Source organism: Nevskia soli (genome assembly GCF_903970205.1).
GTDB lineage: Bacteria > Acidobacteriota > Terriglobia > Bryobacterales > Bryobacteraceae > Bog-113.
In genome coordinates this window covers 1-9,726 of sequence record NZ_CAJCHS010000315.1, presented here as the reverse complement: position 1 = coordinate 9,726, position 9,726 = coordinate 1, and the positions used below count along the sequence as shown (strand labels likewise).

The following is a 9,726-nucleotide window of genomic DNA, read 5'->3' as shown; positions in this document are numbered from 1 at the left end:
GGATCGGGCTGTTGGTGCGGCGCAGCGACCGGCCGATCAGAACGTTGATCAACAGCGCGGCATAGACGAACGGCGTTGCGCCGGTGTAACCGCCGCGTAGCGGGTCGGTGACCGCCATGACCGCGATGGGCAGCAGATACGCGAGCCAGCCGTTCAAGCGCGCGCCGGCGAACAGACTCGCCCCGCCTACGGGAGTGAAGTTGGGCGGATGCGGCAACAGCCGCGCCAGCGCGCTCAGTATTGCCAGTGTCAACGCGTACGGTCGGACTTTAGATGGATGTTCAACCATTTTCGATATCCTCCACTGCAACGGCTCCCGACGCAGCCTGATTGGGCTGCCACAGCGTCTCCGGAGCGCCGCATTGCTTACTGGCCCAGCGGCTCCAAACGAAGAAAGCATCGCTAAGGCGGTTCAGATACACCAGTGTATCGCCGTCCACCACGACTTCGCGACCGAGCGCCACGCAAGTTCGCTCGGCACGGCGGCAAACCGTACGGCAGACGTGCAGTTCGGCATTCAAACGCGAACCGCCCGGCAGCACGAACGAACGAAGCTCAGGCAACCCCTCCAGCATCCGATCCATTTCGATCTCGAGCTGCGTCACTTCGGCGGCAGTGATCCGGGCCTGGCGCGGATGGACATTCTCAGGAAGCGTGGCCAGGATCGACCCTGCATTGAACAGCTCATGCTGGACGCGCTTCAAAATCAGAGCAAGCTCGTTAAGCGCCGGGAACGCGGCAACCTGCTCTTCACAGGTTTGCCGCGTAACGCCCACGAACGCATTCAATTCATCGACGGTGCCATAGCATTCGATGCGGAGGTCGTCCTTACCGACGCGCTGGCCGCCGACCAGGCTGGTGAACCCGCCATCACCGCGCCTGGTGTAGACGCGGTTGATGGCGAGACGAGGGTCTTCAAAACCGCTAGAAATCTCTGCCACGCAAACTCCATTTCAAGCCCGCCACAAAATTCAGCCGGGGCGACGGGAACCCGAAGATCTCCTCGTAGTGCTCGTCGAGGGCATTGCGCAGCGTGCCGTACGCCGTTAGTCCCGCCGCCACGCGGATATTCAGATTCACTTCGAGGTTCGCATATCCGGGGTTGTTGAAGAAGCCTGCACTCACGCCGTAGTTGGGTTCGACGTCGAGATCACTGCCGCGAACGAATCCGATGAGGTCGCCCGAAAAACGCCCTCGCGCCAGGTTCAAGCGGAACGATCCCGATTGCGGCGGACGGCGCGGCAGCTGCTGGCCGACCGTGAAGTACGTCTCCGGCAGATCCGTGTCGTTCAGTGCCAGAACCGCCGTATCCAGGTACATGTAAGCGGCGGTGAGCAGCATCCAGCGGGCCGGGCGAACTTCCGCCGATGCTTCCAGCCCGCGCGCGCGAGCGTTCGACAGGTTAGCCGTGGTGTAAGCGCTCAGATCCGCCAGATCTCCGCCCAAACCGACGATCAGGTCCCGATACCAGTTGTCGAAGAAGGTTCCGTTCAATACCAGATGATCGTGAAACAGCTTCTGCGAAACCCCGGCGTCGACACTTAGGGTTCGTTCGGGCTTCAGATCGGGGTTATCGGTGAAGGCGAGTTCACTCCCGCCCGGCGGACGAATACCTGTTCCAAATGAAGCATGCAACTGAGTACCGCTGCTGAACGAGTAACTTGCCGCGATCTTGGGATTCACGCTCGCATTGGTATGCGCGGGGATATCGGGCCGGTTCGCGCCGGAAATGTCATCGCATGCGACATCCATGCAGGAGGGGATGAACGGCGTATTGAAGATTTCGCCGCGAACACCCACCTGGATATAAAGCCGCCGGAAACGCAGCCGGTTTTCCCAGTAGATTCCCTCTTCATCGCGGCGCAGCGGAAAGGCGCGTAAGGTCTCGTCCGTGATGTAGGTGTTCTTCACCTCCTCGCGGTCCCAGGCCACGCCCGCGGCAGTGGTCCACCAGGGCGTCACGCTGGCAGTTACGCGCGCTTCGGCCTGCCCTCGGATGTCTTTGTTGAAACTGTTTCCATATGGGCTCGCATAGAAATCGTTGCCGAGAAAGAATCCACCGAAGAGCTCGCCGCGAAGGCGCGGAGTCAGATCCGCCTGATAGTGGAAGTTGTACTCGGAGTTATTGTCCTTGTCGCGCGAGATCAGATCGAGACCGCCGTAGAGGCCCAGCGGATCGGACCCGTAAGGACCGGGATCGCCAACCTGGCTGTTATTGAAAAACCCGCTGGCCGAGAAGCTTTGCCGGTCCCAGTTGCGGTTCAGATGCAGCATGACCCCCTGATTCAGGAAGTCGTCATTGGCGACTTCGCCATTGGCGCCGACGCGCTGCACCGAGCCGGCGAGTCCCCATCCCGCCAACATTCCGGAGCCGGAGATGCCGCCGCGATATTCGTCGTGGCTGCCGCCCTCGGCCACGATGTCGAAGGCCGGCTCGCCGGCGCCCGAGCGCGTTACGAAGTTGACGACGCCGGAGTTCGCGTACGATCCATATAGCGCGGACTGCGCGCCACGCACAATCTCGATGTGATCCAGCAACTCGGTTGGGATCTGCGAGAAATCGAACAGACCGCCGAAGTCGAAACTGTTCACCGGCATTCCGTCGATTTCAACCAGCTGGTAATTGGTATCCCCGCCGCGGATCGACATGGTGGTGAGACCGCCCTGGGAAACACCGGACTGCAGCATCACGACGCCGGGAACCGTGCGCAAGAGGTCCGTGACAATCGCGTCGTTGCGGTCGCGAATCTCCTCGCCGGTAATCACGGTGATGCTGCTGGGTTGCTCGGCCGCCGGCGCATCGATCCGCGAGCCGACCACGCGGACGGAATCGGAGACGGGCGCGATATCAAGCGCGACGCGCATCGGGCTCGCGGCCGGTAATGGAACGGACCGGGTAGCGAATCCCTGCGCGGTGATGACCAATTTTGTAGCGTCGTCCGCCGCCGCTTCAAAGCGAAAGGCGCCGTGCCCATCGCTCACGCTTTCCGCCGTTAAGCCGACGCGGCTGTAAAGCCCTACCTGCGCGCCGCGAACCGGAGCGCCGGAACTATCGGTGACGCTGCCTTCAAGAACGCCCGCCAACGCCCATACCGGCGTGAACAGGCACACTACTGCCGTTGTCAGTCCTATTTTCATGCAGCCCTCCGCTGCGGCGCAGACGCGCCCGTACGCTGCCCGGTCGGTCTCCTGACTTACGCATCAACGGCTCCGATCCGCCTTCCCGCTCGTGACGAACGAACAGTGGCATCCTGCGATCGAAGCCTCCGCGCTTACAGTGGCGGGGCCGTGCTGGATTTTCACCAGCTTCCCAACTGCAAACCGAACAGCTGTCCATGCAGAACGTACTAGGTTTCCTGCCTGAACGTACTACAGGATAGCGCTTTGCGCATCAGGTTGTAACGAAATCGCACAATCTCTCGCGTTCCTCTATTGATTAGGAGCGCCTGAGACATCTATCATCGGCGCGTGGAACCTACGGTTGCGTCGAGCGGCGCCATTCTGGTCATTGATGACGAGCCCGAGATTCGAAGGCTTGTGACGACGATCCTCGGCAACGCGGGATATACCGTGTTTTCCGCCGATACCGGCGAACACGCGCTGCGCCTGTTCGGCAAACACGCCAACGAGATCACGATGCTGCTCGCGGACGTGGTCGCGCCGGGGATGAGCGGGCCCATGCTGGCCGATCAGCTGCTCGAACTGCAACCGCATATCCGCGTGGTGTTCATGTCGGGTTACAACGCCTCGCTGGTCGTGCGACGGTATGTGGTGGAGCGCGGATTCATGTTGATCCAGAAGCCGTTTACACCCGAGCAGTTGGTGAGTGCGGTGGAACAGACCATTGGGCCGCCTCGCCGCGTGCTGCACGGATCGTAAGCGGGGAAGCGGGCCCGCGTCCCCGCTAAACTAAAAGTCATCTTCGCCTCCTGTTTGTTTCCGCGATTCAGACTGCCTGCTGGTTTCGGCTTAGGGGCCGTGATATTTCTCGCCATAATCCTTGCGGCGTGCGGGCTCAATCGTGACACGACCCCGCCGAACCTGGTCTATGCCGGTCCGCTCGAACTTCGCCTGCATGAGGATTTCAATCCGAAGTCGAAGGTTGTGGCCGTAGTGCATCACGGCGACCGGCTGGAGGTTGTCGCGCAGCGTCGCCGCCTCTATAAACTCAAGACCGCCAAAGGCCTCCAGGGCTGGACCGACGAACGCAATTTAATGAGCGTCGATCAGATGCAGGCGCTTTCGAAGCTGGAGGAAACCGCGCGCCGGATGCCGGGGCAGGGCGTTGCGATCAGCTATGACCCGCTGAACGTCCATACCGAGCCGCAGCGCTTCTCGCCCAGCTTCATCCAGATCAAGCCGGGCGTGAAGTTCGATGTGATCGCCCATCAGATCTCGCTGCGAGCCGAGCCGAAGCATCGCGTCTTGGTGAAACCGCAGCCGCGGCCGGAATCGCAGAAGAAGCGCCCCGATAAGAAGCGCGTGCCTCCGCCGCCGCCGCCCGCGGCACCGAAGCCGCCGGATGACTGGGAGGAGCTTTCCGAAAGTCGAGCCCCTTCGAAACTCCCGAAACCTGAAAAGGTCGAAGCTGAACCGGCTGAACCGGCGCCCACCGACGATTGGACGCTGGTGCGAACGTCATCGGGCACGGCGGGTTGGGTCCTAACCAATCGCATCTATCTGGCGATACCGGACGAAGTGGCGCAATACGCCGAGGGGCACCGCATCACGACTTACTTTTCGCTCGGTAAGATTCACGATACGGATCGCGATCAGGACAAAGATATCTGGCTCTGGACAACGATCCATGCCGGCGAGCATCCGTTTGATTACGATAGCTTCCGCGTGTTTACCTGGAACCCGAAGCGTCATCGCTACGAGACGGCCTACATTGCGCGTTCAGTAGAAGGATTCCTGCCGGTTCTGGTGAATAAGTCGGCGACCGGGCAAGTTACCTTTTCGGTATGTCTGGCGCAGGACGATGGATCGCGATTGCGCCGCGACTTCGCGCTGATCGACCGGCAGATCAAAGGAGCCGGAGCTGAGGCTTGTAAGCCGGCGGAAACTATAGCGACGGGGAGTACGCCGTCGATTCCGAGCCCCGCGCCGGGTGCGACTGAGCCATCGAAATCTAAGTCGTTCTCGAGTAAGTTCGGCGAGATTAAGAAGAAGCTATTTGGGCATTAGTTCGTCTGGCTTACGCGCCGAACGAAGGGTTGCAGCCTTGACGCATCAAATCACATGCTGTTCAATCCGGCATTGCCTGCTGAAGCCGCGAATGCAATGGAGCCGGTGCTCCGGAAAAGAACCTACGAATGCTTTTTACCGCGCGCGAGCGGAATGCTTCTCATGCGCGCCGCTCCGTAGCCATCGCGGCTCAGAATGGCCATGTGTGGTTCGCCGGCGGCCGATAGCTTTAGCCGTTTCTTCTTTAATACTTAGAAGTCAGCAAGACAATAGCCTGCGCCTCGGCCGACTTACCCTCGCCCACCGGCCCAACCTTCTCGGCTGTCTTGAACTTGACCGAGCAATTGTTCACCTCCAGCTTCAAGCACTCCGCCAGGCTCTTACGGATCGCATCGCGGTGGCCGCTGAGCTTCGGCGTTTCCAGAATCACGGTCGCATCCACATTCACCACCATGAACCCGGCGTCGCAGGCCAGCTTTTCCGCGCGCGCTAGAAACTTTCTGCTGTCCGCGTCTTTCCACTCAGGATCGGTATCCGGGAAATGCATCCCGATATCGCCCAGGCCGGCGGCGCCGAGAATCGCGTCCGTGATGGCGTGCGACAGGATATCGGCATCGGAATGCCCTTCGAGGCCCATCTCTGACGGGATTTTCACGCCGCCGAGGATCAGTGGTTTCCCGGCTACGAGGCGATGGCTGTCCCATCCGAGTCCGCTGCGATATTTGGTCATGCGTGCTCCCTGCCGGCCTCCCTCCCAGCCATGCGGCGGTGGTCCTGATCGAGAAACAAACGGGCGAGTTCCATGTCTCCAGGGCGGGTGATTTTGATGTTGCGCTCGCTCCCCGGGACCACGCTGATCTCCACGGTTTCGAGACGCTCGACCAGGCTCGATTCATCCGTCCCCATAAAACCATCCTCGCGGGCCTTGGCGAATGCTTTCTTCAGGATTTCATACTGAAAAACCTGCGGCGTTTGCGCCAGCACCAGACGCTCGCGATTGAGCGTGCCGCGGACTTTGGCGCCGGTCGCCTGCGCCGCCGTCACCTGCTTCACCGTGTCGACGGGGACCAGGGCGACGATCGCGGCGCCATGCGCGCGGGCTTCCTCGATCGCGCGATCGATAGTTTCCACGTCGACAAAAGGCCGGACGGCATCGTGGACCACGACCAGTTCCGTATCGGGGGCGAGCGATTCCAGCGCGTTTTCAACGGATTGCTGACGGGAATCGCCCCCGGCGCAGGCGCGCACGGGAAGGCTGCGTTCTTCATTGCGCAGCACGTCTTTCAGAAGCTTGGCGACCCATTCGACATCGTCCGCACGCACGGCCACCACGATCTCGCCGACGCGATCGGAATGCAGGAACTTGCGGACGGTGTGCGCCAGAATCGGCGAGCCGTCGAGCAGCATGAATTGTTTCCGGCTGGTCCCAAAGGTTTCCGCGCTGTTACCTGACACGCCGCCCGACAATCCGCCGGCGGACGTTGCCGAACGGCCCATGCGGGTACCCAGGCCGGCTGCGGGAAGAATCACGGAAACTTTGTTCACGAGCTTATTTTCGCGCGCAGCCGGTTGCCAACCGGAACGCCAGGTCAGGCATCCGCGCCGGCGGCCTGTTCGCGGCGGGCGGAGCGTTCCGGGGTCACCACCTGCACGCGTTCATCGTGCTTGCCGAAGATCATCTTGCCGGCGGTGGTCTGAAGCACGCTGGTGACCGTAACATCGATGGTCTTCGAGATCATGCGCCGCGCATTATCGACGACGACCATAGTTCCGTCATCCAGATACGCCACGCCCTGGCCGTATTCCTTGCCTTCCTTCAGAATGAACACGCGCATGGTTTCGCCCGGCAGCACCACGGGCCGCAGCGAATTCGCGAGTTCATTGATGTTGAGCACTTCCACCCCGCGGAGCTGCGCGACCTTGTTCAGATTGAAGTCGTTGGTGACGATCTTGCCGTTGTTCATTTTGGCCAACTCAATCAGCTTCAGATCAACTTCGCGAACCGCCGGAAAATCGTCTTCGACGATGCGCACACTCACCTGCGCCATCTTCTGAATTCTCTGCAGGATGTCGAGCCCGCGGCGGCCCCGGTTCCGCTTCGCTGAATCCGAAGAATCGGCCACCAGCTGCAGTTCACGGAGGACGAACTGCGGTACCAGGAGGACGCCATCGAGAAAACCCGTCTCCGCAACGTCGGCGATGCGCCCATCGATGATGACGCTGGTGTCCAGGATTTTTAAAGGCAGCTCGTTGTCGCTTTCGTGGGCTTTCGATGGACGCGAGCCGACGCTCAGAAGTTCGCCTTTGCGCGCGCCTACGGCGGTCCCGACATAACCGAAGATCAGGAGCAGCAGCATAGGCGCGAACTCGGCGACGGCCCCGGATGCCGGGCGATGCAGCGTCAACGCTGCACCGGATACGAACGCGATCAGGGCCCCTACCAGGAGTCCCACGGCCGCACCTCTTACCCGTTCGACGCCCATGCGAATCACGCGCCACTCGATTGCCACCACGAGCGAGCCCAGGGCGCAGCCGGCCGCTATCGCCGCGATTCCGTTCACCCCGAAAGGCCGAACGGCGTAACCGCAGACGCCGAATATGAAAATGACGAGAATACGAACCGCTGCTATTTCTAGCAAATCTACCTTCTTTGCTTCCCCGTGGAAGGCTATGTTCGTGCTGAAGCGAGCGTAAGGTAAGCGTTTGGCTCGCATCGGAATTGTAACAACCTAACGAGGCTGGTGCAAAGATTTGTCTGAGTGAAGAGAGACATTTTGTGAGGCGATGTGTTGCGAAACCGAGGAAACCCAGCTGGAGTGTCCGGAATAGCACTAAAATCGGCGTTCGACGACAGTCGGGTACGAACTTCTGTTACGGCTATCGCATTATGGAAGTCAATTGCGGAGGCGGTCGATCTTTGCAGCGAGGACGAAATCGCTTTCGGTCAAGCCATCGACCTTGTGGGTCCAGATGGTGATCACCGCTTTTCCCCAGCCAAGCAGGATGTCCGGATGGTGACCTTGTTCCTCAGCCACGGAGCCGACGCGATTGACGAAATCCAGCGCGGTCTTGAAATCCGGGAACGGGAAAGTGCGCGCGAGATGGTGCTCATCCACGACGGTCCAATCCGGCGTCTCCGCCCGCAGCGGTCGTAAGGCCTCTCCTTTGAGCGCGGGAATACCTCCGGTGCAAGGAATACATCGCTGGTCCGCAAGAGCCATGGCTTGAATTGTCGCAGAAGTGCCTGGGCTCCCGTGTCTTGGTTCGAGAATCGCGACAAAACAGTACTCAGGTACGATTTGAAATCGGGCATCATGGTCTATTGCCTGGACGCGCGAGTTGCCTAATCATAGAGATATGACGCCCGCTCTTCAACCCTCCGAACGCCGCCGCCGCCAGCGGTTCGATATCGAATGCGAGCTGCGTTATCGCTTGCTGGATGCCCGGCGTCATTTGCCCCAGCAGCCCAGCAAGACGTTCAATATCAGCAGCAAAGGCGTTCTGTTTGAGACCCAGCTCGATCTGCCGGTGGGAAAGCGGGTCGAGCTATCGATTTCCTGGCCGGCGCTCCTGAACGAGCGTTGCCGGCTGAAGATGATCGCGGTCGGGCGGATCGTGCGCACGGAAAACGGCAAAGCCGCCGCGCTCATTCAACGGCATGAGTTCCGCACGCAAGGGACGCCGGCGAACTAACTCTTCTTTCTTGCTTTTTTGGTTGATGCCTTCTTGCCGGACGCGGAGTTTTTCGGCGGGCTTGGAACCTTCACTCCTTCTTTGCGCGCCTCGGAGAGCCCAATGGCGATAGCCTGCTTGCGATTGGCAACCCGAGGGTTGCCTTTCTTCAACTCCTCCATCTCCTCGCGAACATATTCGCCGGCTTGGGTTGAGGGCGCTTTGCCCGCTTTCTTAGCGGCAGCCGCGCGCTTCACTGTACTCTTCTTTGGCATAGGTCCGGTATCGTTCCTCCGGGTAAGCGCGATGCACGTTCGCGGCCACTAACTCATTGAGCAACAAGCTCGTTTTGAGCAACAAGCTCGTTGATAAGGGCCTCGCGACCCCTCTCTAACGAACTAATGGGTCTTCGACCGATGGCGGTGTCGCTTCCATCAATCGGCCCAGGGATGGCTCGATTTCTTCGACGCGCCGCTTCATCTCCCACGCAACCTGGCGATAACTGAAGTGGCCCTTCACGCCGCTCCGCACGCGCGCGATATATTCGGCTTCGGCGAAATCCATCTTAAACAGAAAACGGGAACGCGCTCCGAAGGGCAGCAGATAGTCGCAGGCCGGCCGCGGCAAGGTTTCGAGCGCGGCGAATGCGGCCGACATCGCGTTCCGATAAATACTCGCGCCCTTACCCTCCGCCACAGCTTGCGGGGTTTCGAAACCCAGCGCGCCGCTGTATGCCTGCCGCCACTGACCGCAGCGCCGATGGCGGTGCATGTCCCGGTACGCCCCGATATCGATGCAGAAATCGAACGCGAATTGCGCGCCGCGAAATCCTGCTAGCATCTCATCGCGATTTCGGCGCGTTCGGCA

12 protein-coding genes and 1 riboswitch are annotated in these 9,726 nt (G+C 60.4%); of the genes, 3 read left to right on the top strand and 9 right to left on the bottom strand.

Annotation, left to right across the window (positions count from 1 at the left end; translation table 11 throughout):
• The 3 genes from H1Y01_RS13790 to H1Y01_RS13780 form a co-directional block, all read right to left on the bottom strand.
• A partial coding sequence (locus H1Y01_RS13790; protein ID WP_219341537.1) for a DUF6580 family putative transport protein occupies positions 1-253 on the bottom strand: 253 nt, incomplete at its 3' end.
• A gap of 28 nt (positions 254-281) precedes the next feature.
• Positions 282-941, bottom strand: coding sequence for a cob(I)yrinic acid a,c-diamide adenosyltransferase (locus H1Y01_RS13785; RefSeq protein WP_180541093.1), 660 nt, complete (start codon positions 939-941; stop codon positions 282-284).
• Positions 925-3,138, bottom strand: coding sequence for a TonB-dependent receptor (locus H1Y01_RS13780; RefSeq protein WP_180541092.1), 2,214 nt, complete (start codon positions 3,136-3,138; stop codon positions 925-927). The genes H1Y01_RS13785 and H1Y01_RS13780 overlap by 17 nt, the downstream gene beginning before the upstream one ends.
• A 24-nt stretch (positions 3,139-3,162) precedes the next feature.
• Positions 3,163-3,341, bottom strand: a riboswitch (cobalamin riboswitch).
• A 127-nt stretch (positions 3,342-3,468) separates the two neighbouring features.
• Between H1Y01_RS13780 and H1Y01_RS13775 the strand changes: the two genes are divergently transcribed.
• Together H1Y01_RS13775 and H1Y01_RS13770 are read left to right on the top strand one after the other, a co-directional pair.
• On the top strand, positions 3,469-3,879 hold the full coding sequence (locus H1Y01_RS13775; protein ID WP_180541091.1) for a response regulator: 411 nt from the start codon (positions 3,469-3,471) through the stop codon (positions 3,877-3,879).
• A 99-nt stretch (positions 3,880-3,978) separates the two neighbouring features.
• Positions 3,979-5,187 (top strand): hypothetical protein, encoded by a 1,209-nt coding sequence (locus H1Y01_RS13770; protein WP_180541090.1) that lies wholly within the window; start codon positions 3,979-3,981, stop codon positions 5,185-5,187.
• A gap of 244 nt (positions 5,188-5,431) precedes the next feature.
• On the opposite strand, the gene ispF is transcribed toward H1Y01_RS13770, so the two are convergent.
• The 4 genes from ispF to H1Y01_RS13750 form a co-directional block, all read right to left on the bottom strand.
• Positions 5,432-5,917, bottom strand: coding sequence for a 2-C-methyl-D-erythritol 2,4-cyclodiphosphate synthase (gene ispF / locus H1Y01_RS13765; protein WP_180541089.1), 486 nt, complete (start codon positions 5,915-5,917; stop codon positions 5,432-5,434).
• Entirely contained in the window at positions 5,914-6,732 is an 819-nt protein-coding gene (ispD, locus tag H1Y01_RS13760) for a 2-C-methyl-D-erythritol 4-phosphate cytidylyltransferase (RefSeq protein WP_180541088.1), read from the bottom strand. Before ispD ends, ispF begins: the two co-directional genes overlap by 4 nt.
• A 44-nt stretch (positions 6,733-6,776) precedes the next feature.
• Positions 6,777-7,826, bottom strand: a complete 1,050-nt coding sequence (locus tag H1Y01_RS13755) for a PIN/TRAM domain-containing protein (RefSeq protein ID WP_219341536.1) — start codon at positions 7,824-7,826, stop codon at positions 6,777-6,779.
• A gap of 255 nt (positions 7,827-8,081) precedes the next feature.
• The gene (locus H1Y01_RS13750) at positions 8,082-8,408 is read right to left on the bottom strand and encodes a 4a-hydroxytetrahydrobiopterin dehydratase (protein ID WP_180541086.1); all 327 of its coding nucleotides are present in this window, start codon (positions 8,406-8,408) and stop codon (positions 8,082-8,084) included.
• 136 nt (positions 8,409-8,544) lie between these two features.
• On the opposite strand from H1Y01_RS13750, the gene H1Y01_RS13745 reads away from it, so the two are divergent.
• Positions 8,545-8,880 carry a PilZ domain-containing protein gene (locus tag H1Y01_RS13745; RefSeq protein WP_180541085.1) on the top strand — a complete coding sequence of 112 codons (336 nt, stop codon included), beginning with the start codon at positions 8,545-8,547 and terminating at the stop codon, positions 8,878-8,880.
• Here H1Y01_RS13745 and H1Y01_RS13740 read toward each other — a convergent pair.
• Both H1Y01_RS13740 and H1Y01_RS13735 read right to left on the bottom strand, forming a co-directional pair.
• A complete protein-coding gene (locus tag H1Y01_RS13740) occupies positions 8,877-9,134 on the bottom strand; it encodes a DUF6496 domain-containing protein (protein WP_180541084.1) in 258 nt (85 codons plus the stop codon). The two genes, H1Y01_RS13745 and H1Y01_RS13740, sit on opposite strands and share 4 nt — an antisense overlap.
• Before the next feature lie 115 nt (positions 9,135-9,249).
• Positions 9,250-9,726: FAD-dependent thymidylate synthase (locus H1Y01_RS13735; protein WP_180541083.1), on the bottom strand; the 477-nt coding region annotated here is incomplete at its 5' end.